The organism is Microbacterium jejuense (assembly GCF_039544225.1).
In the GTDB taxonomy this organism is placed as follows: domain Bacteria; phylum Actinomycetota; class Actinomycetes; order Actinomycetales; family Microbacteriaceae; genus Microbacterium; species Microbacterium jejuense.
Genome location: NZ_BAABLG010000003.1, coordinates 537,831 through 561,355, shown reverse-complemented (window position 1 = coordinate 561,355; position 23,525 = coordinate 537,831). Strand labels below are relative to the sequence as shown.

The 23,525-nt window shown below is 70.3% G+C and carries 23 protein-coding genes and 1 tRNA gene; 19 read left to right on the top strand and 5 right to left on the bottom strand.

Going from position 1 to position 23,525, the window contains the following annotated elements; genetic code table 11:
• The first annotated feature begins 30 nt into the window (after positions 1-30).
• Positions 31-106 (top strand) — tRNA-Lys (locus ABEA46_RS07095).
• 53 nt (positions 107-159) lie between these two features.
• Here ABEA46_RS07095 and ABEA46_RS07090 read toward each other — a convergent pair.
• The 3 genes from ABEA46_RS07090 to ABEA46_RS07080 all read right to left on the bottom strand — a co-directional run bounded on the left by ABEA46_RS07090 (position 160) and on the right by ABEA46_RS07080 (position 3,062).
• The gene (locus ABEA46_RS07090) at positions 160-1,305 is read right to left on the bottom strand and encodes a flavin-containing monooxygenase (protein WP_345543676.1); all 1,146 of its coding nucleotides are present in this window, start codon (positions 1,303-1,305) and stop codon (positions 160-162) included.
• An 81-nt stretch (positions 1,306-1,386) separates the two neighbouring features.
• The gene (locus ABEA46_RS07085; protein WP_345543675.1) at positions 1,387-2,619 is read right to left on the bottom strand and encodes an MFS transporter; all 1,233 of its coding nucleotides are present in this window, start codon (positions 2,617-2,619) and stop codon (positions 1,387-1,389) included.
• Complete coding sequence (locus ABEA46_RS07080; protein ID WP_345543674.1) at positions 2,616-3,062, bottom strand: MarR family winged helix-turn-helix transcriptional regulator; 447 nt, start codon at positions 3,060-3,062, stop codon at positions 2,616-2,618. The genes ABEA46_RS07085 and ABEA46_RS07080 overlap by 4 nt, the downstream gene beginning before the upstream one ends.
• 197 nt (positions 3,063-3,259) lie before the next feature.
• On the opposite strand from ABEA46_RS07080, the gene ABEA46_RS07075 reads away from it, so the two are divergent.
• From ABEA46_RS07075 to ABEA46_RS07035, 9 genes are read left to right on the top strand one after another with little or no spacing between them, the layout of a single operon-like run.
• Complete coding sequence (locus ABEA46_RS07075; protein WP_345543673.1) at positions 3,260-4,465, top strand: substrate-binding domain-containing protein; 1,206 nt, start codon at positions 3,260-3,262, stop codon at positions 4,463-4,465.
• Between the two features lie 19 nt (positions 4,466-4,484).
• Positions 4,485-5,297: an ABC transporter ATP-binding protein gene (locus ABEA46_RS07070; RefSeq protein ID WP_345543672.1), complete on the top strand. Its 813-nt coding sequence runs from the start codon at positions 4,485-4,487 to the stop codon at positions 5,295-5,297.
• Positions 5,294-6,049, top strand: a complete 756-nt coding sequence (locus ABEA46_RS07065; RefSeq protein ID WP_345543671.1) for an ABC transporter ATP-binding protein — start codon at positions 5,294-5,296, stop codon at positions 6,047-6,049. The genes ABEA46_RS07070 and ABEA46_RS07065 overlap by 4 nt, the downstream gene beginning before the upstream one ends.
• On the top strand, positions 6,046-6,921 hold the full coding sequence (locus tag ABEA46_RS07060; protein ID WP_345543670.1) for a branched-chain amino acid ABC transporter permease: 876 nt from the start codon (positions 6,046-6,048) through the stop codon (positions 6,919-6,921). The genes ABEA46_RS07065 and ABEA46_RS07060 overlap by 4 nt, the downstream gene beginning before the upstream one ends.
• Positions 6,921-8,012: a branched-chain amino acid ABC transporter permease gene (locus ABEA46_RS07055; protein ID WP_345543669.1), complete on the top strand. Its 1,092-nt coding sequence runs from the start codon at positions 6,921-6,923 to the stop codon at positions 8,010-8,012. Before ABEA46_RS07060 ends, ABEA46_RS07055 begins: the two co-directional genes overlap by 1 nt.
• Positions 8,009-9,613, top strand: a complete 1,605-nt coding sequence (locus tag ABEA46_RS07050) for a class I adenylate-forming enzyme family protein (RefSeq protein WP_345543668.1) — start codon at positions 8,009-8,011, stop codon at positions 9,611-9,613. Before ABEA46_RS07055 ends, ABEA46_RS07050 begins: the two co-directional genes overlap by 4 nt.
• Positions 9,610-10,308 carry a TetR/AcrR family transcriptional regulator gene (locus ABEA46_RS07045; RefSeq protein WP_425563165.1) on the top strand — a complete coding sequence of 233 codons (699 nt, stop codon included), beginning with the start codon at positions 9,610-9,612 and terminating at the stop codon, positions 10,306-10,308. Before ABEA46_RS07050 ends, ABEA46_RS07045 begins: the two co-directional genes overlap by 4 nt.
• A complete protein-coding gene (locus tag ABEA46_RS07040) occupies positions 10,305-11,057 on the top strand; it encodes a 3-hydroxybutyrate dehydrogenase (protein WP_345543667.1) in 753 nt (250 codons plus the stop codon). The genes ABEA46_RS07045 and ABEA46_RS07040 overlap by 4 nt, the downstream gene beginning before the upstream one ends.
• Complete coding sequence (locus ABEA46_RS07035; RefSeq protein WP_345543666.1) at positions 11,054-11,971, top strand: alpha/beta fold hydrolase; 918 nt, start codon at positions 11,054-11,056, stop codon at positions 11,969-11,971. Before ABEA46_RS07040 ends, ABEA46_RS07035 begins: the two co-directional genes overlap by 4 nt.
• Before the next feature lie 98 nt (positions 11,972-12,069).
• Here the strand turns inward: ABEA46_RS07035 and ABEA46_RS07030 are convergent, their stop codons facing one another.
• Positions 12,070-12,855 carry an IclR family transcriptional regulator gene (locus tag ABEA46_RS07030; protein ID WP_345543665.1) on the bottom strand — a complete coding sequence of 262 codons (786 nt, stop codon included), beginning with the start codon at positions 12,853-12,855 and terminating at the stop codon, positions 12,070-12,072.
• A 102-nt stretch (positions 12,856-12,957) separates the two neighbouring features.
• On the opposite strand from ABEA46_RS07030, the gene ABEA46_RS07025 reads away from it, so the two are divergent.
• From ABEA46_RS07025 to ABEA46_RS07015, 3 genes are read left to right on the top strand one after another with little or no spacing between them, the layout of a single operon-like run.
• A complete protein-coding gene (locus tag ABEA46_RS07025) occupies positions 12,958-13,743 on the top strand; it encodes a CoA transferase subunit A (RefSeq protein WP_345543664.1) in 786 nt (261 codons plus the stop codon).
• A gap of 1 nt (position 13,744) precedes the next feature.
• Positions 13,745-14,410: a 3-oxoacid CoA-transferase subunit B gene (locus ABEA46_RS07020; protein ID WP_345543663.1), complete on the top strand. Its 666-nt coding sequence runs from the start codon at positions 13,745-13,747 to the stop codon at positions 14,408-14,410.
• A complete protein-coding gene (locus ABEA46_RS07015) occupies positions 14,407-15,591 on the top strand; it encodes an acetyl-CoA C-acetyltransferase (protein ID WP_345543662.1) in 1,185 nt (394 codons plus the stop codon). Before ABEA46_RS07020 ends, ABEA46_RS07015 begins: the two co-directional genes overlap by 4 nt.
• 73 nt (positions 15,592-15,664) lie before the next feature.
• On the opposite strand, the gene ABEA46_RS07010 is transcribed toward ABEA46_RS07015, so the two are convergent.
• Positions 15,665-15,916 carry a hypothetical protein gene (locus tag ABEA46_RS07010; protein WP_345543661.1) on the bottom strand — a complete coding sequence of 84 codons (252 nt, stop codon included), beginning with the start codon at positions 15,914-15,916 and terminating at the stop codon, positions 15,665-15,667.
• Between the two features lie 85 nt (positions 15,917-16,001).
• Between ABEA46_RS07010 and ABEA46_RS07005 the strand changes: the two genes are divergently transcribed.
• Genes ABEA46_RS07005 through ilvC form a run of 6 tightly spaced genes read left to right on the top strand, consistent with a single transcriptional unit; the run spans position 16,002 to position 23,439 of the window.
• On the top strand, positions 16,002-17,441 hold the full coding sequence (locus ABEA46_RS07005; protein WP_345543659.1) for an alpha,alpha-trehalose-phosphate synthase (UDP-forming): 1,440 nt from the start codon (positions 16,002-16,004) through the stop codon (positions 17,439-17,441).
• On the top strand, positions 17,438-18,229 hold the full coding sequence (otsB, locus tag ABEA46_RS07000; protein WP_345543658.1) for a trehalose-phosphatase: 792 nt from the start codon (positions 17,438-17,440) through the stop codon (positions 18,227-18,229). The genes ABEA46_RS07005 and otsB overlap by 4 nt, the downstream gene beginning before the upstream one ends.
• Positions 18,230-18,277: 48 nt before the next feature.
• Complete coding sequence (gene ilvD / locus ABEA46_RS06995; RefSeq protein WP_345543657.1) at positions 18,278-19,999, top strand: dihydroxy-acid dehydratase; 1,722 nt, start codon at positions 18,278-18,280, stop codon at positions 19,997-19,999.
• A 47-nt stretch (positions 20,000-20,046) separates the two neighbouring features.
• Positions 20,047-21,849: an acetolactate synthase large subunit gene (locus tag ABEA46_RS06990; RefSeq protein ID WP_345543656.1), complete on the top strand. Its 1,803-nt coding sequence runs from the start codon at positions 20,047-20,049 to the stop codon at positions 21,847-21,849.
• Between the two features lie 3 nt (positions 21,850-21,852).
• Complete coding sequence (ilvN, locus tag ABEA46_RS06985; protein WP_345543655.1) at positions 21,853-22,362, top strand: acetolactate synthase small subunit; 510 nt, start codon at positions 21,853-21,855, stop codon at positions 22,360-22,362.
• A 51-nt stretch (positions 22,363-22,413) separates the two neighbouring features.
• Positions 22,414-23,439, top strand: a complete 1,026-nt coding sequence (gene ilvC, locus ABEA46_RS06980; RefSeq protein ID WP_345543654.1) for a ketol-acid reductoisomerase — start codon at positions 22,414-22,416, stop codon at positions 23,437-23,439.
• Positions 23,440-23,525 lie beyond the last annotated feature (86 nt).

Genomic DNA, 23,525 nt, shown 5'->3' with positions numbered 1-23,525 from the left:
GGTCCCTCGTGTTCGGGTCATCCGAACCGAGCGCCTCTAGCTCAATCGGCAGAGCAATTGACTCTTAATCAATGGGTTCAGGGTTCAAGTCCCTGGGGGCGCACCACCTGAGAAGGGCGGTCCGGAAGGACCGCCCTTTCTCGTATCCCGGACCGGCGCTCAGCGGCCGTTGCGCCGCTCGCGCGCGATCGCCCGTGCAGCGGATCGCGCATCGAGATTGATCTGCAGGAGGAGTCCCTTCAACGGGCTCCGGATGCCGACGAATCTCAGTCCGGGTGCCTCAGGATGCGCGCGGCCGCCCGTGAAGACCGGCGCACCACGGCCGTCGAGGACACCGAGATCGCCCACGAGCGGCGCCAGCCCTGTGGAGTATCCCGTCGCGGCGATCACCGCGTCCGGAGCGAGCCGCGTCCCGTCCGCGAGGATCGCGGAAGACCCTTCGAACCGCTCGAGGGCCGCCGCCGGCGTGACGGTGCCGGCGCGCAGCGCCGCGACGAGGCCGACGTCGATCGTCGGAGTGACGGCTGTCGCCCGTGCCTGCGCGACGACGCCGGCGCGTGCGGGCGGCATCCCGTACCGGGTGAGATCGCCGATCACCGCGCGCTGCAGCAAGCGGTTCACCGGATCGGTGCTCCACGCGGGGAGGAAGTCCATCGGGACCGCGAGCAGCGTCGCCGGGAACGGGCCGACTTGCCGGGGGATGATGTTGGGCGGTGTCCGGATCGCCAGACGCACCTCGGCCGCCCCCTGCTCGGCGAGATCCGCAGCGATCTCGGCGCCGGAGTTGCCCGCACCGACCACGAGCACCCGGCGCCCGACGAACGGCGCCGCGTCGCGGTATCGCGACGCGTGCAGGACCTGTCCGGTGTAAGTCTCCTGCCCCGGCCATCGCGGCTCGATCGGGCGGCTGCTGAACCCCGTGGCGAGGACCACCTGGTCGGCAGCGATCGTGCCGTCATCGGTGCGGACGCGCCAGCCCGTCCCGTCGGGCTCGACGCGGCGCACGGTCACGCCGAACCGGGGGCGGAGGTCGTGCACGTGCGCGTAGACCCGCAGGTAGTGCGCCATGTCGTCCTTGGCCACCCAGCGTCCGAAGCGGCGGGGCATCCGCAGGCCGGGGAGTGCGGACTGGATGCGCGGCGTATGAAGGTGCAGGCGCTCGTAGCGCCGCTGCCAGGTCTCGCCGACCGTCTGGCCGTCGTCGACGATCATCGCCGCGACGCCGCGACGTCGCAGGCACGCGCCGACGGCCAGCCCCGCAGGGCCGGCTCCGATAACAAGCACCTCGGTGTGCTGATCCGCCACGACTCAGACGCTAGTGAGCGCGGGGCCAAGACGCGAGTGCCCCGGGCCGACGACCGGGTCCGGGGCACTCGCGGGGGCGGCTCAGGCGGCGTCGCCGACGAGCACGGCGGCGGCCTCTTCGGCGGCATCCGCCTCCCGCAGGTCGATCCGGGCGAGTGCACGCTTGCCGATGGCGATCGTCGCGGTCGCGATGAGGATGGATGCCGCGGCGAACAGGTACGGCGCTGTCGCCCCGTAGGCGTGCCACAGCCACGCGGCCAGGGGCGGGGCGGCCGCGCCGCCGAGGAAGCGCACCGCGGAGTACGACGACGACGCGACCGAACGCGGCAGGTCGGTGGCCTCCATGACGGACTCGGTCAGCACGGTGTTCATCACGCCGAGGAGCAGTCCGCCGACGATGATGCACACCACGAGGGCGGCCGGGTTCTCGACGAGGATGCCGGCGATCACGAGGTCGATCGCCAGGAGCGGCAGCGTGAACAGCATGACCGTCGTGCGCGCGAAGAACCTCAGCAGGAACGGCGCCACCCACACGCTGGTGACGGCGAGGGCGACGCCCCAGCCGAAGAACGTGAAGCCGATGCCCATCGCGCCGAAGCCGAGCGGGAACGGCGAGAACGCCAGCAGCACGAAGAAGCCGATGTTGTAGAACAGCGCCGCCACCGCGAGCACGGCGAGCGAGGGGATGCGCAGCGCCTTGAACGGTGCCGACAGCGGCACGGGCACCGGCTTCTCGCTCGGTCCGCGCAGGAGCGCCAGCACCGCGACGAACGCGATCGCCATGAGCACCACGACGCCGAAGAACGGGCCCCGCCAGCTCAGCTCACCGAGAAGGCCGCCCAGGAGCGGCCCGACCGCGATGCCGAGGCCGAGTGCGGCCTCATAGAGCACGATGGCCGCACCGCTGCCGCCCGAGGCGGCGCCGACGATGGTCGCGAGCGCGGTCGAGATGAACAGGGCGTTGCCCAGACCCCAGCCGGCGCGGAATCCGATGATGGCGTCGACGCTGCCGCTCAGCGAGCACGCAAGGGCGAACACGACGATGAGGCCGAGGCCGATCAGCAGTGTCGCCTTCGCTCCGATCCGACTGGAGATCCAGCTCGTGATGAGCATCGCGAGCCCAGTGACGAGCAGGTAGCTCGTGAACAGCAGCTCGGTCTGCACCGGGGTGGCCTTCAGCGACTCGGCGATCGCGGGGAGGATCGGGTCCACCAGGCCGATGCCCATGAAGGCGACGACGCAGGCGAACGCGACAGCCCACACCTGCGCGGGCTGACGCCAGACCGAGACCTTCGCGGAGCCGTGCGCGCTCATCGGGCGGCCTCCGCCGTCGTGGCGGTGGCGCGGTCGAGGTTGCGCGTGAGCACCCGCGCGGTGGTGCGCAGCGCGTCCCACTCGTGCTCGGTCAGGTCGGAGAAGTGCGGCGCGAGCGCCGAGGTCAGATGGAGCAGCCACGTGTGCAGCGCCTCGACGCCGAGCGGCGTCACGTCGACCACCGTTGCGCGGGAGTCGGCGGAATCCGTCGTGCGCGTCAGCAGTCCCTGCTCGACCATCTGGCCGACCAGCCGGGTCATGCCGGGCTGGGTCACGCGGCTGAGCCGTGCGAGCTCGCCGATGCGGAGGGCACCGTGGTCGCGCAGGATCGTCAGCGTCCGCCACTGGGCGGCGGGGGTCTCGTTGGCTGTCTCGAGCGCCGCGAGTCGCGTGAGCGTGTGCGCGGCGACGATGAGGGTCTCGATGTCCTGATCGTGGGTCACGTCGCACAAGTATACCAGCGATATATAACACCGGTATCTAATTCTCGGATGCCCATGGCAGTCGTATCGCGATTCGATAACGCCGCCCCGCCGAAGTTGACCGCGCGTTGCGTTTGTTCCTAGATTGCAAATACCTGAATCGGATTTCATGTTTGGGTCCGATGCACCAGATCCTTCCAATGGGGAAAGGCACGCACATGCGGGTTACGAAGAAGTTGCTCCTGGGTTCCGTGGTCGTCACGGCAGCGCTCGCCATCGCGGCGTGCGCACCGACCGCCGAGACGCCCTCCGGCGAGGCGACCGACGGCGGCGGGCCCGCCGAGGTCACCGTCGGCATCGTCACAAGCGAGTCCGGTCCGCTCGCCGGGTACGGCAAGCAGTACCTGGACGCGTTCAAGGCCGGTCTCGACTACGCGACCGACGGCAGCGGCGAGATCGACGGCACGAAGATCGCGGTCGAGTACCGCGACGACGCGGGCGACCCCGACAAGGCCGTCACCGCCGTCAAGGAGCTCATCGGCGAAGGCGTCAACATCATCGCCGGCACCGCGTCCTCGGGCGTGGCGCTCGCCGTCGCCGAGCAGGCGGCACAGAACAAGGTGCTCTACATCTCGGGCCCGGCCGCGGCCGACGCGATCACCGGGATCAACGACTACACCTTCCGCTCCGGCCGCCAGAGCGCGCAGGACGTCGCGACGGCCGGGACGTTCCTCGACGACATCGAGGGCAAGACGGTCACCGTGTTCGCGCAGGACAACGCGTTCGGCCAGGGCAACGTGGCCGCGGTGCAGGCGATCCTCGGCGGCAAGGGCGCCACGGTCAACTCGGTGCTCGTCGCCGAGGACGCGACCGAGTTCACTCCCTTCGCCCAGCAGGTGCTCGCCGGCAACCCCGACCTCGTGTTCGTGGCATGGGCAGGAGCCACCTCGGGCGCCATGTGGCAGGCGATGAGCCAGCAGGGCGTGATGGACGAGATCCCCGTCGTCACCGGCCTGGGCGACTCGGCGACGTTCGGCGCCTACGGTGAGGCATCCGAGAAGATCAGCTTCCTCAACCACTACTTCCCAGGCGCCCCTGACAACGACGTGAACACCGCGATGGTCAAGGCCATCGAAGACGCCGGCGGTACGCCGGACCTGTTCAGCCCCGACGGCTTCAACGCGGCGATCATGATCGTCCACGCCGTCGAAGAGGGCAAGGGCGACGTCGACGCGATGGTCTCGTCGCTCGAGGGCTTCGAGTTCGAGGGCCCGAAGGGCACGATGACGGTGCGCGCGAGCGACCACGCCCTCCTTCAGGAGATGTACCAGGCCAAGCTCGTCGCGAAGGACGGCACGTTCGTGCCCGAGCTCGTCGACACGGTGTCGGCCGACGACGTCGCGCCTGCCGAGGCCACGAAGTAGTCCGGAGCGGCACCGAACGATGAGCACCCCTGTCCCGTCCGCGCCCGCCGCGGAGACCGCGCGCCGCGGCTCTCCGCTGAAGATCGAGGGCCTCGGCCTGCAGATCGGCGGCGCGACGATCCTCAAGGACGTCGAACTCGACGTCGCCGCCGGCTCCCTCGTGGGCGTCATCGGTCCCAACGGCGCGGGCAAGACCACGCTGTTCAACGTGATCTCAGGGCTCATGAAGCCCACCGCCGGACGCGTCCTGCTGGACGACCGCGACATCACGACGGCGTCGGTGCCCGCCAGGGCGCGGGCGGGACTGGGGCGCACCTTCCAGACGTCGAGCCTGTTCCCGAAGCTGTCCGTGCTCGAGAACGTACGGCTTGCTGCCCAGGTGTCGCTGGGCGGCTCCGGCTCGCTGCTGCGCTTCCCGACGCGGACCGATGCCGCGACCGAGCTCGCACGCGCCAAGCTGGATACCGTGGGGCTGACCCACAAGCTCGACGCCCTCGCCGGCGACATCTCGCACGGCGACAAGCGCAAGCTCGAGATCGCGGTGCTGCTGGCGACCGAGTCGAGCATCGTGCTGCTGGATGAGCCGATGGCCGGCGTCGCCTCGGGCGATGTATCGGGCCTCGTCGAGAACATCCGCGACATGCAGCGCGAGAAGGGCTGCACGCTGCTCATGGTCGAGCATCACATCGACGTGCTCATGGGCCTGGTCGACAAGGTGGCCGTGATGTATTTCGGCACGATCATCGCCTACGACACACCGCAGCTCGTCATGGCCGACCCGCTCGTGCAGAGCGCGTACCTCGGCACCGGCTCGGGGACGGAGGCGGCATGAGCGACACAGCCGGTCCCATCCTCACCGTCCGTGGCCTGCGCTGCACGATCGGCGGCCAGCAGGTCGTCGAGGACGTCTCGTTCGACGTCCCGGCGACCGGCATCACCGCCGTGCTCGGCCGCAATGGCGTCGGCAAGACCTCGACGCTCCGCGGCCTCCTCGGACTCGTCTCGCGGCGCGGCGAAGTGCGCCTCGACGGCGAGCGCATCGACGCGCTGCCGACGCACCGCATCGTCCGCCGCGGCGTCGGCTACGTGCCTGAGGACCGCGAGGTCTTCTCGAAGCTCACTGTCGCCGAGAACTTGGCGCTCGCCGAGCGGCAGCGCAACCCGCGCCGGGAGTTCGTGGCCGAGCTGTTCCCGGATCTCGTCGCACGGCGGGACCAGGCCGCGGGCACGCTCTCGGGCGGTCAGCAGCAGATGGTGTCGGTGGCGCGGGCGCTGCTCAACGACAACCGGCTGCTGCTGGTCGACGAGCCGACCAAGGGACTCGCACCCAAGATCGTGACCGAGGTCGCCGACGCGCTCGAAGAGGCGTCCAAGACCGTCCCCATCCTCCTCGTCGAGCAGAACCTCGAGGTCGTCCGTCGCCTCGCCGACGACGCCGTGGTGATCGCCGGCGGCCGGGTCGCGCACGTCGGCAAGGCGCGCGACATCCTCGACGACGAAGACCTCACCCGCCGCCTGCTGGGCGTCCACGTGGAGCACGAAGACGCACGCGATGCACTGAGCGAGCGGAGCGAGCCGAAGTGAGCACCCTCGTCCTCACCCTCATCACCGGCGTCGGACTCGGCGCCCTCTACTTCCTGGTCGCGAGCGGCCTGAGCCTCATCTACGGCCTCATGCACGTGCTGAACTTCGCGCACGGCGCGTTCCTCACCCTCAGCGCCTTCGTCGGCTGGATGGTCGCCCAGGCGCTCGGCACTGACTCGTGGGGCTCGTTCCTGCTGTCGCTGCTGGTCGGCGCGGGTGTCGGGGCGGTGTTCGCGACGCTCACCGAACTGGTGCTCATCCGCCCGCTGTATGAGCGGCACATCGAGCAGGTGCTCGTCACCGTCGGGCTCTCGTTCGCCGCGGTCGCGCTGTTCGAGGGCATCTGGGGCACCGACCCGGTCCACATCTCGGGTCCGTCATGGCTCAAGCAGACGACCGAGGTGCTCGGCGCCCGCATCCCGAACACCTATTGGGTGCTCATGATCGCGGCCGTCCTGGTGCTCGCCGCGCTCGTGCTGTTCCTGCAGAAGACGCGCTACGGCATGATCATCCGCGCCGGCGTCGAGAACCGGTCGATGGTGACGGCGCTCGGCATCGACGTACGGCGCTCGTTCACGCTGGTCTTCGCGATCGGCGGGGCGGCGGCGGGCATCGGGGGAGTGCTCGCGATGCACTACTCGACCTTCGTGTCGGCCCACCTGGGGCAGACGCTCCTCATCTTCGCGTTCATCGTGACGGTCGTCGGCGGCCTGGGCTCACTGACCGGCGCAGCGGTGGCCTCGGTGCTCGTCGCGGTGCTGCAGCAGTTCGCGAACTTCTACCTCGGCGGCACCGGCGACTTCATCGTCGTGATCCTGCTGGCACTCGTGCTGCTGGTGCGGCCGACCGGACTCCTCGGGAAGAAGGCCTGATGCGCAAGTACGTCCCCGCCGCCGCGCTCGTCGTGTTCATGGCGGTGCTGCCGCTGCTGAACCTGTCGCTTCCCGGCATCCTGCCCACCCCTACGTACATGCCGGGCACTCTCGCGCTGCTCTCGCTGTGCATGGTGTTCGCCGCGCTCGCGCTCTCGTACAACCTGCTGCTCGGATCGGGCGGAATGCTGTCGTTCGGCCACGCGCTGTACTTCGGGGCCGGCGCCTACGGGCTCGGCATCGCGCTCGAGCACTTCGGGGTTCCGCTGTGGCCGGGCGTGTTCATCGCCCTCGTCGGCGGCATGGTGATCGCCCTCGCGACCGGCGCGGTGTCGATGCGGGTGTCGGGCATCCCGTTCGCCATGGTGACGCTCGCCTTCGCGCAGGCAGGGTCGGTGCTCGTGCGCCGCAACTCGCAGGTCACCGGCGGCGAGGAAGGGCTGAGTCTCAACACTGATCAGGTCCCCGACTTCCTCATCGGCGTGATCAACACGCGCAACCTCTACTGGTTCACCCTGGCGGTGCTGGTGATCGTGTACCTCGTGACGCTGTGGGTCGACACGTCCCGGCTCGGCCACCTCGCGCGGGCGACGCGCGAGAACGAGCAGCGTGTGCGCGTGCTGGGCCTCTCGCCGTACCGCGTGAAGCTCATCGTCTTCGTGATCGCCGCGGGACTCGCGAGTCTCGCCGGAGTGGCCTACATGCTGCTGCAGTCCGGCACGGTGCCCCGGTCGGTCTCGGCCGACCTCACCATCACGGTGCTGGTCATGGTCGTGCTGGGTGGTGTCGGGTTCCGCTGGGGTGCCATCGTTGGCGGTGTGCTCTACACGCTGCTCGATCAGCGGCTCACCGTGCTCGCCGGCTCCGACGCGATCGCGGGTCTGCCGGACTGGCTGCGCGTTCCGCTGTCGGAGCCGCTGTTCCTGCTCGGCGTGCTGTTCATCGTCGTCGTGATGTTCCTCCCCGGTGGCATCGCCGGCACGATCGACTCCGCCGTGCGCCGCCGACGCGGTGAGAAGGCCCGTGGTGCGCTGCGGCAGCTCGACGACGCGGACGAGGCCGCCGAGATCCCCGTCGAGGTCCGCGCATGACGTGGACCGCCGACCCCGAGATCGACGACGGGCCGCACACGATCGGCCGGTGGCTCGTCGACCGTGCCGCACGCTCTGCGGAGCGGATCGCGATCGACGACCGCGGCGTGACCACTGACTACGCGACGCTGGCAGGCCGCGCGAGCGCGCTCGCCGGCGCGCTCCGCGACGCCGGGTACGGTCCGGGAGAGCGCATCGCGACGGTGTCGGGCAACTCGACCGACCATGTCGTGGCGTTCTTCGCCTGCGCGATCGCCGGGATCGCCTTCGTCCCGCTGTCGTGGCGGCTCACGCCGCGTGAGCTCGCCGACGTGCTGACGCGGTCGGATCCGGCGCTCGTGCTGGTCGAGGACGAATACGAGGCCCTCGCAGGTGCGGCGCTGCGGATCGCCGACCGGATGCCGCCGACCGCGATGCTCGGGACCACCGGGGTGGAAGCATCCATTCCGTCTTCCCGGCACCCCCGCGCACGGCGTCCCGTGCGTGACGACGATCCGCTGCTGATCATCTTCACGTCAGGGAGCGAAGCGGCGCCCAAGGGCGTCGTGCTGACCCACGCGAACTGCTTCTGGAACAACCTCGCCCTGGCGCAGGCGCTGCCGCTCACGCAGGAGGACGTCGTGCTCGCGATGCTGCCGCAGTTCCACGTCGCCGCGTGGAACTGCCAGCCGCTGCTGGCGTGGTGGGTCGGCGCGACCGTCGTGCTGGAGCGCTCGTTCCAGCCCGCGCGCGTGCTGCAGCTGATCGCCGATCGCGGAGTCACCGCCATGATGGGCGTGCCCACGCAGTATGCGATGCTCGCCGCCGATCACGATGTCGCCACGGCCGACACCTCGTCCCTGCGCCTCGCGCTCGTCGGCGGCGCCACCATGCCTGTCGACCTGCAGCAGACATGGACGGCACGAGGGGTGACCCTCACCCAGGGGTACGGCCTCACCGAGGCCGGCCCGAACGTGCTGCACCTGCCGGCCGACGAGGCCGCCGGGGCTCCGGGCGCCGTCGGCAGGCCGTACCCGCACGTGTCGGTCAGGGTCGTCGATCCCGCGACCGGTCTCACGCTCGACGGCGAGGCGACCGGTGAACTGTGGGTGCGCGGCCCGAGCGTGTTCGCCGGGTTCCTCGGCGACGAGGACGCGACCGCGCGCGCCATGAGCGGCGAGTGGCTGCGCAGCGGCGACCTGGTCTCGCGCGATGCCGACGGCGTGTACCGAGTGGTCGATCGTCTCAAAGACATCTACATCTCGGGCGGAGAGAACGTCGCTCCCGCCGAGGTGGAGTACGCGCTGTGCCTGCACCCGCTGGTCGAGGCCGCCGCCGTCGTCGGTGTGCCCGATCCCGTGTGGGGCGAGCGCGGAGTCGCGTTCGTCGTGCCGGTCACGGGCGCCGCGCTCTCGCCCGACGAGCTGCTCGCACATGCGCGGCGCAACCTCGCGGCGTTCAAGATCCCGGTGCACGTGGAGTTCGTGGCCGAGCTGCCGCGATCGACCATCGAGAAGCTCGCGCGGTCACGTCTGCGCGAGCAGGCCAGGGCGCTCCGTGCCCGGGCCGAAGGTTCCTCACGGGCCGCCGCCCGCGAGGGGAGCAGGGGGGAGTCCCGATGAGCATGTCCGACGAACTCGTCGAGCACGAAGAGGAGCTGGTGTCGTCCGCGACCGGGCGCCCGCTGACCAAGCGCGGCGAGGCCACGCGTCGTCGCCTGCTCGAAGCCGCGGAGCTCGTGTTCGCCGAGCAGGGCTACCACGAGGCATCCATCGTCAAGATCACCGAGCGCGCGGGTATCGGGCTCGGCACGTTCTACCTGTACTTCGACAGCAAGCAGTCGATCTTCGAGGCGCTCGTGCTCGACCTCAACCGTCGGGTGCGCCACTCGATGTCGGAGGCGATGACGGGGGCGTCCGGCCGCCTCGAAGCGGAGCGCGCCGGTTTCGCCGGCTTCTTCCGCTTCACCGCCGAGCACCCGGCGCTGTACCGCGTGGTGCGCGAGGCCGAGTTCGTCTCGCCCGAGGTGCTGCGCCTGCACTACACCCGCATCGTCGAGGGTTACGAGTCCGGCCTGCGGGCCGCGCAGGCGACCGGCGACGTGGACCGTGCGCTCGACCCCGAGACCACCGCGTGGGCGCTGATGGGGATGGGCGAGCTGATCGGCATGCGCTTCCTGCTGTGGGAGCGCGACGCCGACGGCCGCCCGCCCGCCGAGCTCGACCCGCGGGTGTTCGCCGGGATGACCCGCTTCATCGACAACGCGCTGGCATCGCGCCCGTCGACGAGCTCCGCAACCGAGGAGGAAGACCGATGACAGCCCAGGACCTGGCCGGCAGGCGCGCCCTCGTGACGGGCGGTGCGAGCGGCATCGGCCTCGCGTGCGCCCATGAGTTCGCCGGGCGCGGCGCGCACGTCATCATCGCGGACCTCGACGCGGATGCCGCGGCGGAGGCCGCCGGCGCCGTCGGCGGCGAGTCCTGGGTGGTCGACCTGTCCGACACACGGGCGCTCGACGACCTCGCCCTGGACGTCGACATCCTCGTGAACAACGCCGGCATCCAGCGGGTGTCGCCCATCACCGAGTTCGATCCCGACACCTTCCGGCTGCTGCTGCGGCTCATGCTGGAGTCGCCGTTCCTGCTGATCCGCGCGGCGCTCCCGGCCATGTACGAGCGCGGGTGGGGGCGCATCGTCAACATCTCCAGCGCGCACGGGCTGCGCGCCAGCGCCTTCAAGTCGGCCTACGTCTCGGCCAAGCACGGCCTGGAGGGGCTCTCGAAGGTGACGGCGCTCGAAGGCGCGCCGCACGGTGTGACGAGCAACTGCATCAATCCCGCGTACGTGCGCACGCCGCTCGTCGAGAAGCAGATCGCCGACCAGGCGAAGGTGCACGGCATCCCGGAGAGCGAGGTCGTCGAGAAGATCATGCTCACCGAGAGCGCGGTCAAGCGGCTCGTCGAGGCCGACGAGGTCGCCTCGCTCGCGGGCTGGCTCGTGTCGGACAAGGCCGGCATGGCCACCGGCGCGTCGTACACGATCGACGGCGGATGGACTGCACGGTGACGGCCGGCACGCGCGCCCACGAGTATCGCGAACAGGACGTCCCCGTCGAGGGAGGGATGCTGCACGTCGGAGTGTGGGAGCCCAGGGACTCCCGCCCCGACGCGCCGACCGTGCTGCTGGTGCACGGCGTCACGGCCTCACACCTGGCGTGGCCGTTCGTGGTCGACGGGCTGCCCGGCGTGCGCGTGGTCGCTCCCGATCTGCGCGGGCGAGGGCGCAGCAACGCGATCGTGGGCGCCGCGGGCATGGCCGCCCACGCCGCCGATCTCGCGGCGCTGCTCGACGCCCTGGGGATCGCCCGCACTCTCGTCGTGGGGCACTCGATGGGCGGGTTCGTATCGGTCGTGTTCACCCACCTGCACCCCGACCGCGTGTCGCGGCTCGTGCTGGTCGACGGCGGGCTGCCGCTCGATGTGCCCTCAGGTCTCAGCACCGACGAGCTGGTCGCCGGGATCCTCGGCCCCACCGCCGCGCGCCTGTCGATGAGGTTCGAGAGCCCGGCGGCGTACCTCGACTTCTGGCGCGCGCACCCCGCGTTCGCGGACGCCTGGACGCCCGAGCTGGAGCACTACCTCGTCTACGACCTCGTGCCCGATGGCCAGGGCGCGTTCCGTCCCGCGACGAGCTACGCCACGACCGCCGACGACACCGTCGACATGAACACCGGGACGGCCCTGCCCGACGCTCTGGCCGGGCTGCGGCATCCGACCCGTCTGCTGACGGTGCCCCGCGGGCTGCAGGACGAGCCGCCGGGGCTGTACGCGCCGGCGCACCTCGACCGGCTGCTGGCGGAATACCCCGACGTGCGCCATGAGCGCATCGACGGCCTCAACCACTACACGATCGTGATGTCGCCGGCGGGCGCCGAGGTCGTGGCCGCGGTCGTGCGCGAGGAGCTCGCCGCGGCGTCCTGACCGGGGGCGCGAAGCTCGGAGATCTCGCGAGGCTCGGACATTGCGGCGCGATCCGACCGAGTGCGGCGAGATCTCCGAGCTGGGTTCGGGCGGAACAGCTAGCGGGACGCCGCGATGCGCGTCGTCAGCTGGTGCGCGTGCGCCAGGAGCGTGCGGCCGAGTTCGGGCAGACGGTCGGGGCCGAAGCGGAACTCGACGCCCGTCAGGCTCAGCGCCCACTGCGGGTGGCCCTCGCGGGTGAACACGGCCGCGCCCAGGCCGTATGAGCCCTCGACGATGAGGCCGGGGTTGACGGCGTAGCCGCGCTCCTGCGTGTCGCGCAGCCGCGTGCGCAGCCGGGGCTCGCTGTGCGCGACGCCCCAGTCGTCGGCCAGCGAAGGATGCCGTTCGAAGTAGGCGTCCACATCGTGGGGCGGCAGGAACGCGAGGATCGCCAACCCCGCCGATGCCACGCCGAGCGGGAAGCGCACGCCCTCCGAGAGCACGAACGAGCGGATCGGGAAGCTGCCCTCCTCGCGCAGGAGGCACACCGTCTCGTCGCCGCGGCGCACCGATAGGAACGCGCTCTCTTCGGTGCGCACCGCCAGCGAGCGGACGATGTCGCGGGCGATCGCGGTGATGTCGTATCGGGATGCCGCCACCGTGCCCATCAGGTAGAGCTCGGGTCCCGGCATCCACCGTCCCGTCCGCTCGTCCTGATCGACGAGCCCCTCGTGACGCAGCGCCGCGAGCAGCCGATGCGTGGTCGGGCGGGTGAGGTCGGCGCGCCGGGCGAGCTCGGCCACCGGCATCCCGTCGTCTCCGGCCGAGGTGACAAGTCGCAGCAGCTGCGCGGCGCGCGCGACGGACTGCGCGCCGGGGATGCTGCGCTTCGTGGTGTCCACGATATGGACGCTAGGCGATGCGTCATCCACATGGCAAGCGACCGCTCGCGCGCGGGCCACCGCCGGAAGAGGATGAGAGGGATCCGGAACGAAGGAGTGCATGTGATCGACAAGACCTGGGGCTCGGCGGCCGAGGCCGTCGCCGACATCCCCGACGGGGCGTCTCTCGCGGTCGGAGGGTTCGGACTGTCGGGCAACCCCATCGCGCTCATCGAGGCGCTGCTCGCGCAGGGAACGAGCGATCTCCGCATCGTGAGCAACAACTGCGGTGTCGACGACTGGGGGCTCGGGGTGCTGCTGAACGCGAAGCGCATCAGCAAGATGACGTCGTCGTACGTGGGCGAGAACAAGGAGTTCGAGCGCCAGTTCCTCTCCGGCGAGCTCGAGCTCGAGCTCACCCCGCAGGGCACGCTCGCCGAGAAGCTCCGCGCCGGTGGGTCGGGCATCGCCGCGTTCTACACGCAGACCGGCGTCGGCACCCAGGTCGCCGAGGGCGGCCTGCCGCGCAAGTACGCCGCCGACGGCAGCATCGCCGTCGCGTCGCCCGTCAAGGACGTGCGCTCGTTCGAGGTCGACGGCGCGCCCCGCGACTTCGTCCTCGAAGAGGCCATTGTCACCGACTTCGCGCTGGTCCACGCGCTCCGCGGCGACCTCCACGGCAACCTCGTCTTCAACAAGGCCGCCCGCAACTTCAACCCGCTCGCCGCGATGGCCGGTCGCGTGTGCATCGCGCAGGTGGAAGAGCTCGTCGAGCCCGGCGAGCTCGACCCCGACGGCATCCACCTTCCCGGCATCTACGTGCACCGGGTCGTCCAGGTCGGCACCGGCATCGAGAAGCGCATCGAGCGACGCACCGTCGCCGCCCCCACCCCCACGGAAGGAGCCTGACATGGCGCTCACCCGCGCCGAGATGGCCGCCCGCGCGGCCCGTGAGCTCGCCGACGGCGCCTACGTCAACCTCGGCATCGGTCTGCCGACGCTCGTGCCCAACTACGTGCCCGAGGGTGTCACTGTCGTGCTGCAGTCCGAGAACGGCATCCTCGGCGTCGGCCCGTACCCGACCGAGGAGAACGTCGACCCCGACCTCATCAACGCCGGCAAAGAGACTGTCACCACCCTTCCCGGGGCGGCCTTCTTCGACTCGGCCACGAGCTTCGGCATGATCCGCGGCGGCAAGATCGACGCCGCGATCCTCGGCGCGATGCAGGTGTCGGCGAACGGCGACCTGGCCAACTGGATGATCCCGGGCAAGATGGTGAAGGGCCCGGGCGGCGCGATGGACCTCGTCCACGGCGCCGCGAAGGTCATCGTGCTCATGGAGCACGTCGCCAAGGACGGCTCCGCCAAGATCGTCGACGCATGCTCGCTGCCCCTCACCGGCCGCGGCGTCGTCGACCGCATCATCACCGACCTCGCCGTCATCGACGTGACGGATGCCGGACTCGTGCTGGTCGAGACGGCCCCCGGCGTCACCGTCGCCGAAGTGATCGCCGCGACCGAACCCGGGCTCCGCGTCGCGGACGCGCTCGCTGCGACCCTCAAGGAGGAATCATGAACCACGACGACATCGTCATCGTCGCCGCCGCCCGCACCCCGCAGGGGCGGCTGAAGGGCCAGCTCGCGCCGCTGACCGCGGTGCAGCTGGGCAGTGCCGCGATCCGCGGTGCGCTCGCGCAGGGGGGCATCCCCGCCGACGCGGTCGACGCCGTGCTCGTCGGGCAGGTGCTGGCCGCCGGCGCCGGGCAGAACCCCGCGCGACAGGCGGCAGTGGGCGCCGGCATCCCGTGGGACGTCCACTCCGGCTCGGTCAACAAGGTGTGCCTGTCGGGCCTCACCGCCATCATCGACGGCGCCCGGATGATCGCCGTCGGCGACGCGAGCGTCGTGGTCGCCGCCGGGATGGAGTCGATGACGCGCGCACCGCACCTGCTGATGGGCTCGCGCGAGGGCTGGGCCTACGGCTCGGTCGAGGTGCTCGATCACATGGCGTACGACGGGCTCACCGACGCGTACGACGCCGAGAGCATGGGCGCCTCCACCGAGCGTCACAACGAGCGCTTCGCGGTCACCCGTGAAGACCAGGACGCCGTGGCCGCACGTTCGCACCAGCGCGCCGCGGCCGCACAGGAGGCGGGTGTGTTCGACGCCGAGATCGTGGCCGTCGAGATCCCGCAGCGGCGCGGGGAGCCGGTCGTCGTGACCCGGGACGAGGGCATCCGTCCCGAGACCACGGTAGAGACCCTCGGGGGCCTGCGTCCTGCCTTCGCTGCGGGCGGGTCGATCACCGCCGGCAACTCTTCGCAGATCTCGGATGGGGCATCGGCCGTCGTGCTCACGACGCGCTCGCACGCCGACGCGAACGGCTGGCCCGTGCTCGCCGTCGTCGGGGCATCGGGCCAGGTGGCCGGCCCCGACAACTCGCTGCACGCCCAGCCGGCGCGCGCGATCGAGAAGGCGTGCGCCAAGCAGGGCATCGCCCCGGGCGACCTCGACCTCGTCGAGATCAACGAGGCGTTCGGCGCCGTCGTCGCCCGTTCGCAGCGTGAGCTGGGCCTCGCCGATGACGTCGTGAACCCGCACGGCGGCGGCATCGCGATCGGGCACCCGATCGGCGCGTCGGGCAACCGGCTGGTCGTGCACGCGGTGCACGAGCTGGTCCGCCGCGGCGGCGGCACCGCGGCCGTCGCGCTGTGCGGCGGCGGCGGTCAGGGCGACGCGCTCATCCTGACCCGCTGAGGATCGCGCTCAGACAGCGAGAGAGTGGATGCCGTCACCCGACGGCATCCACTCTCTTCTGGTCTGCGGGGCTTCAGCGATGCGCGCGGGCGGCGAGCTTGCGCTCCCGGCCCGAGACGGGGGAGTCCGCCGGCACGATCGCGCCGTGCCGGGCGCGGCGGACGTCGACGATCGCGCCGATCGCGAGGGTGAGCGTGATCGCCCAGCTGGCCCAGGCGAGGGCCGTGCGCCACGTGAACGGCTCGCCGTCGCGGATATCGCGCAGCAGCGCGATGCCGCTCGTGATCGCGGTGAGGATGCCGGTGCCGAAGAGGTACGTGCGCATTCGCCCACGCTATCGCGCGGCGGGCGTGCTGTCGCGGGGCGCGATAGCCTGAGCAGGCCGAGCCCGCCAACCGTCAGGAGGCCGCGTGCCCGATCCGGAACGTCTCGCCCAACTCGTCGTCGTCGCGAATCGCCTGCCTGTCGATCGGGTGACCGATCCCGAGGGCGACTCGGACTGGCGGCGCTCGCCCGGGGGGCTCGTCACCGCCCTCGAACCCGTCATGCGTCGTGCCGACGGTGCGTGGGTGGGATGGCCCGGCCAGCCCGATCTCCACGTCGAGCCGTTCGAGTTCGAGGGCACGCACCTCGTGCCCGTCGCGCTCAGCGCCGAAGAGGTCGAGCTGTACTACGAGGGCATGTCGAACGACACGTTCTGGCCGCTGTACCACGATGTGATCGCCGCACCGCGCTACCGGCGGGTGTGGTGGGACGCCTACGTGAAGGTCAACCGGCGGTTCGCCGACGCGGCAGCCTCGGTGGCCGCGCAGGGCGGCACGGTGTGGGTGCAGGACTACCAGCTGCAGCTCGTGCCGGCCATGCTGCGCGAGGCGCGGCCGGACCTCACGATCGGCTACTTCCACCACATCCCGTTCCCGGCGCACGGCCTGTACTCCCAGCTGCCCTGGCGTCGTCAGGTCCTCGAGGGACTGCTGGGCGCCGACGTCATCGGCTTCCAGCGCGTGGCGGATGCCGGCAACTTCGCACGCGCCGTGCGTCGCCAGCTGCGCTACCAGACGAAGGCGACCGGCATCACGGTGCCGCAGGCCGACGGCACGACCCGCAACGCGCTGGCGAAGGCGTTCCCGATCTCGATCGACACGGCGTCGTACGTCGAGATGGCCGAGCGGCCCGCCATCAAGGCGCGCGCCGCCGAGATCCGCGAGAGCCTGGGCAACCCGAAGAAGATCCTGCTGGGGGTGGACCGCCTCGACTACACGAAGGGCATCCGCCACCGGCTGAAGGCGTTCGGAGAGCTGCTCGAAGACGGTCGCCTCAACGTCGAGGACGTCACCCTCGTGCAGGTGGCCAGCCCCAGCCGCGAGCGCGTGGACGCCTACATGCAGCTGCGCGACGAGATCGAGCTCACCGTCGGGCGCATCAACGGCGACTACGACACGATGGGCCACACCGCCATCCGCTACCTGCATCAGGCGTATCCGCGCGAAGAGATGGTGGCGCTGTTCCGTGCCGCCGACGTCATGCTCGTCACCGCCCTGCGCGACGGCATGAACCTCGTCGCGAAGGAGTACGTCGCCACGCGCACCGACAACCGCGGCGTCCTCGTGCTGAGCGAGTTCGCCGGCGCGGCCGACGAGCTGCCCAGCGCCATCCGCATCAACCCGCACGACATCGGCGGCATGAAGGAGGCGATCATGCGGGCGATCGAGATGCCGGCCGCCGAGCAGGGACGCCGGATGCGGGCGCTGCGCAAGAAGGTGACCGAGTACGACGTCGACAGGTGGTCGCGATCGTTCCTGGACGCGCTGGACGAGGCGCGACGCGCCAAGAAGCGAGGACGCGCGTGACCGCGGCCGAACCGGCGACGGGCGACGCGATCGCCCGGCTGGCGGCATCCACCCGGCTGCTCGTGGCGCTGGACTTCGACGGGACGCTGTCGCCGTTGGAGGACGAGCCGATGGACGCGCGGATGCTGCCCGCCGCGCGCGACGCCGTCGAGGCGCTCGTCGCCGCCCCCGAGACCATGGTGGCGTTCGTGTCGGGGCGCAGCCTCGTCGACCTGCGCGTCATCGCCGAGCACCGGGACGGGTCGCGCGTGCTGCTGGCCGGGTCGCACGGGGCGGAGTTCTGGATCCCGGGCGAGGGGCTCGTCAGTCACGGCGAGGACGAGGCCGACGTGCGACTGCGCGACACGCTGCGCGCCCACGCCGAGCGCGCCACCGCCCACCTGGAAGGCGTCTGGATCGAGCCGAAGACGTTCGGGTTCGGCGTGCACACGCGCCGGGCCGACGCCGCCGACGCGGCCGAGGCGAACCGGATCGTCGACGGGATCGTGGCCGACGAGGCGCCGCACTGGCGTCGCCGGACAGGGCACAACATCGTCGAGTTCGCATTCCGGCACGAGGGCAAGGACTCCGCCGTCGCCGAGCTGCGCGAGCGCGTCGGCGCGACGGCCGTGCTGTTCGCCGGGGACGACGTCACCGATGAGGACGCGATCGCGAGCCTCGGCCCGGGCGACGTCGGCGTGCGCGTCGGGGACGGCCCGTCCTCGGCGGCCGTGCGGGTGCCCGACATCGCGGCGCTGGCGGGCCTGCTGAGCCGTCTCGCGGAGGAGCGCACCCGCGCCCTGGGCTGAGTCGTCATGCCGGACGAGGCGGTGCCGGAGCGGGAATAGACTGCAACAATGGCCCAGCCCGATTCACCCGCTGCTGATAACTCCATCGACATCAAGCCCCGAAGCCGCGTCGTCACCGACGGCATCGAAGCGACGACCTCCCGCGGAATGCTCCGCGCCGTCGGCATGGGCGACGAGGACTGGGACAAGCCCCAGATCGGCATCGCGTCCAGCTGGAACGAGATCACCCCCTGCAACCTGAGCCTGGACCGCCTCGCGCAGGGCGCCAAGGAGGGCGTGCACGCCGGCGGTGGCTACCCGCTGCAGTTCGGCACCATCTCGGTCTCTGACGGCATCTCGATGGGCCACGAGGGCATGCACTTCTCGCTCGTCTCGCGCGAGGTCATCGCCGACTCTGTCGAGACCGTCATCATGGCCGAGCGCCTCGACGGCTCCGTGCTGCTGGCCGGCTGCGACAAGTCGATCCCCGGCATGCTCATGGCCTCGGCCCGGCTCGACCTGTCGAGCGTCTTCCTGTACGCCGGCTCGATCGCGCCCGGCTGGGTCAAGCTCTCGGACGGCACCGAGAAGGACGTCACCATCATCGACTCGTTCGAGGCCGTCGGCGCGTGCCTCGCGGGCAAGATGAGCGAGGCCGACCTCAAGCGCATCGAGTGCGCGATCGCCCCCGGTGAGGGCGCGTGCGGCGGCATGTACACCGCCAACACGATGGCCTCGGTGGCCGAGGCGCTCGGCCTCTCGCTGCCGGGCTCGGCTGCGCCGCCGTCGGCCGACCGCCGCCGCGACTACTTCGCCCACCGCTCGGGCGAGGCCGTGGTGAACCTGCTGCGCCAGGGCATCACGACCCGCGACATCCTCACCAAAGAGGCCTTCGAGAACGCGATCGCCCTCGCGATGGCGCTCGGCGGCTCGACCAACGTCGTCCTCCACCTGCTCGCGATCGCGCGCGAGGCGGAGGTCGAGCTGAGCCTGCACGACTTCAACCGCATCGGCGACAAGGTGCCGCACGTGGCCGACATGAAACCGTTCGGCAAGTACGTCATGAACGACGTCGACCGTCACGGCGGCATCCCGGTGATCATGAAGGCGATGCTCGACGAGGGCCTGCTGCACGGCGATGCCCTGACCGTCACGGGCAAGACGCTCGCCGAGAACCTCGCCGACCTCAACCCCGACCCGGTCGACGGCACGGTCATCCACTCGTTCGACGACCCGATCCACGCCAAGGGCGGCATCACGATCCTGCACGGCTCGATCGCCCCCGAGGGTGCGGTCGTCAAGAGCGCGGGCTTCGATGCCGACGTGTTCGAAGGACCTGCCCGCGTGTTCGAGCGCGAGCGCGCCGCGATGGACGCGCTCGAGGCCGGCGAGATCGCCGCCGGCGACGTCGTGGTCATCCGCTACGAGGGCCCCAAGGGCGGTCCCGGCATGCGCGAGATGCTCGCGATCACCGCGGCCATCAAGGGCGCTGGGCTCGGAAAAGATGTACTACTCTTGACGGACGGACGATTCTCAGGCGGCACAACCGGCCTGTGCATCGGCCACATAGCACCCGAAGCGGTGGACGCAGGTCCTATCGCCTTCGTGCGCGATGGTGATCTGATACGGGTCGATATCGCGGCTCGCACTCTCGACCTACTCGTCGACGAGGCTGAGCTTGACTCCCGCCGCTCTGGCTGGGAGCCGCTTCCCCCGCGCTATACCCGTGGCGTCCTTGCCAAGTACTCCCGTCTCGTCCGCTCTGCTGCAGAGGGTGCGACGACCGGTTGAGTTCTGGCGTCCGACATCCCCTCCGACAGGAATCAGAGGATCCCTTCATGTCAGCCGACACCGCCGCCGTTCCACGGCCGCCAGCCCGCACCGCTTCGACGCCCGTGCTCACGGGCGCTGAGGCCGTCGTCCGCTCGCTCGAGCTCCTGGGCGTCACAGACGTCTTCGGGCTCCCGGGCGGCGCCATCATGCCCGTCTACGACCCGCTCATGGACGCCGAGTCGGTGCGCCACATCCTGGTGCGCCACGAGCAGGGCGCGGGCCACGCCGCCCAGGGCTACGCCTCGTCGTCCAACAAGACCGGTGTCGCGATCGCGACCTCCGGCCCCGGTGCGACCAACCTCGTGACCGCGATCGCCGACGCCTACATGGACTCTGTGCCGATCGTGTGCATCACCGGGCAGGTGTTCTCGACCCTGATGGGGACGGACGCCTTCCAGGAGGCCGACATCGTCGGCATCACGATGCCGATCACGAAGCACTCGTTCCTCGTCAAGCGCGCCGAAGACATCCCCGGCGCGATCGCGGCGGCCTTCGAGATCGCGTCGACCGGACGCCCCGGCCCCGTGCTCGTCGACATCACGAAGGACGCGCAGCAGACCGAGGCGCCGTTCGTGTGGCCGCCGAAGATCGACCTGCCCGGCTACCGTCCGGTGACCAAGGCGCACGGCAAGCAGATCCAGGCGGCAGCGCAGCTGATCGCCGAGGCCAAGAAGCCCGTGCTGTACGTGGGCGGCGGAGTCATCCGCGCGCAGGCGTCGGACGAGCTGCGCACGCTCGCCGAGGCGACCGGCGCCCCCGTGGTGACGACGCTCATGGCACGCGGCGCCTTCCCGGACTCCCACGCGCAGCACCTCGGAATGCCGGGCATGCACGGAACGGTGCCGGCGGTGCTCGCGCTGCAGGAGTCCGACCTCATCGTCGCCCTCGGCGCGCGGTTCGACGACCGCGTCACAGGCAAGGCCTCGCAGTTCGCTCCGCACGCGCAGGTGGTGCATGTCGACATCGATCCCGCCGAGATCTCGAAGATCCGCACGGCCGATGTGCCCATCGTGGGCGACCTGAAGGACGTGCTGGTCGACCTCGAGGCGGCATACCGCACCGCGGCGGCGGGGCAGCCCGCCGACATCGCCGAGTGGTGGTCGTTCCTCGACGGTCTGCGCGACGAGTTCCCGCTCGGGTACTCGCAGCCCACCGACGGCCTGATGGCGCCGCAGTACGTGATCCAGCGCATCGGCGAGCTGACCGGACCCGAGGGCGTGTACGCCGCGGGCGTCGGCCAGCACCAGATGTGGGCGGCGCAGTTCATCAAGTACGAGCGGCCGAACGCCTGGCTCAACTCCGGCGGCGCCGGCACGATGGGCTACGCGGTGCCCGCGGCGATGGGCGCGAAGGTCGCCGAGCCCGACCGTGCGGTGTGGGCGATCGACGGCGACGGATGCTTCCAGATGACCAATCAGGAGCTCGCGACCTGCGCGATCAACAACATCCCGATCAAGGTCGCGATCATCAACAACTCGTCGCTGGGCATGGTGCGCCAGTGGCAGACCCTCTTCTACGACGGCCGCCACTCGAACACCGACCTCAACACCGGCCACGGCACGGTGCGCATCCCCGACTTCGTGAAGCTGGCCGAGGCGTACGGGTGCCTCGCGCTGCGCGTCGAGAAGGAGGAGGACGTGGATGCCGCCATCAAGACCGCGCTGGAGACCAACGACCGCCCTGTCGTGATCGACTTCGTCGTGAGCGCCGATGCGATGGTCTGGCCGATGGTGCCGCAGGGCGTGAGCAACAGCTACGTCCAGTACGCACTGGACCACTCGCCCGCCTTCGCCGAGATGGAGGACTGAGCCATGACGAGTCACGTGCTGAGCCTCCTCGTCGAGGACAAGCCGGGTCTGCTCACCCGCGTCGCCGGGCTGTTCGCCCGCCGCGGCTTCAACATCGAGTCGCTCGCCGTGGGCGTCACCGAGGTGCCGGGGCTCTCGCGCATCACGGTCGTCGTGGACGTCGACGAGCTGCCGCTGGAGCAGGTCACCAAGCAGCTGAACAAGCTGATCAACGTGATCAAGATCGTGGAGCTCGACCCGGCCGGGTCGGTGCAGCGCGAGCACATGCTCATCAAGGTGCGCGCCGACAACCAGACCCGCTCGAACGTGCTCGAGGTCGTGAACCTCTTCCGCGCGCAGATCGTCGACTACGCCCCGGACGCGGTCGTCGTCGAGGTGACCGGCGACAAGGGCAAGGTCGAGGCCTTCCTGCGCGCCCTCGAGCCGTTCGGCATCAAAGAGCTCGCCCAGTCGGGCCTGGTCGCGATCGGCCGAGGCGGCAAGAGCATCACCGAACGGGTCCTGCGCGGCTGAGCCGCGGCATCCCGATTTCCCAAACCGCAACATCAAGGAGAAACAACGAAGATGGCTGAGATCTTCTACGACGCCGATGCCGACCTGAGCATCATCCAGGGCAAGAAGGTGGCGATCGTGGGCTACGGCTCGCAGGGCCACGCGCACGCCCAGAACCTTCGCGACTCGGGTGTCGAGGTCGTCATCGCCCTCAAGGAGGGCTCGAAGTCCACCGAGAAGGCCCAGGACGAGGGCTTCGAGGTCAAGTCGGTCGCCGACGCGGCCGAGTGGGCCGACCTCATCATGATCCTGGCGCCCGACCAGCACCAGCGCTCGATCTACGCCGAGTCGATCAAGGACAAGCTGACGGCCGGCAAGACGCTCGCGTTCGCGCACGGCTTCAACATCCGTTTCGGCTACATCCAGGTGCCCGAGGGCGTCGACGTGATCCTCGTCGCGCCGAAGGCTCCGGGCCACACTGTGCGTCGCGAGTACGTCGCCGGGCGCGGCATCCCCGACATCATCGCCGTCGAGCAGGATGCCTCGGGCACCGCGTGGGCGACCGCGCTGTCGTACGCGAAGGCGATCGGCGGCACGCGCGCCGGCGTCATCAAGACGACCTTCACCGAAGAGACCGAGACCGACCTGTTCGGTGAGCAGTCGGTGCTGTGTGGTGGCATGTCGCACCTCGTCGAGTACGGCTTCGAGACGCTGACCGAGGCGGGCTACCAGCCCGAGATCGCCTACTTCGAGGTGCTGCACGAGCTGAAGCTCATCGTCGACCTCATGTGGGAGGGCGGCATCGCCAAGCAGCGCTGGTCGATCTCCGACACCGCCGAGTACGGCGACTACGTGTCGGGCCCCCGCGTCATCGACCCGTCGGTGAAGGAGAACATGAAGGCCGTGCTCGCCGACATCCAGTCTGGCGCGTTCGCCAAGCGCTTCATCGACGACCAGGACGCCGGTGCTCCGGAGTTCCTCGCGCTGCGCGAGAAGGAGGCGCAGCACCCGATCGAGAAGACCGGCAAGGAGCTGCGCGCCCTGTTCGCGTGGAAGCAGCAGGACGAGGACTACGTCGAGGGCTCAGCCGCGCGCTGATCCCCGCGTCGAAGACCCGGCTCCCGTTCGCGGGGGCCGGGTCTTCTGCATGTCACCTGCCGTTCTCCGGTTGCTGAGAGTTTCCT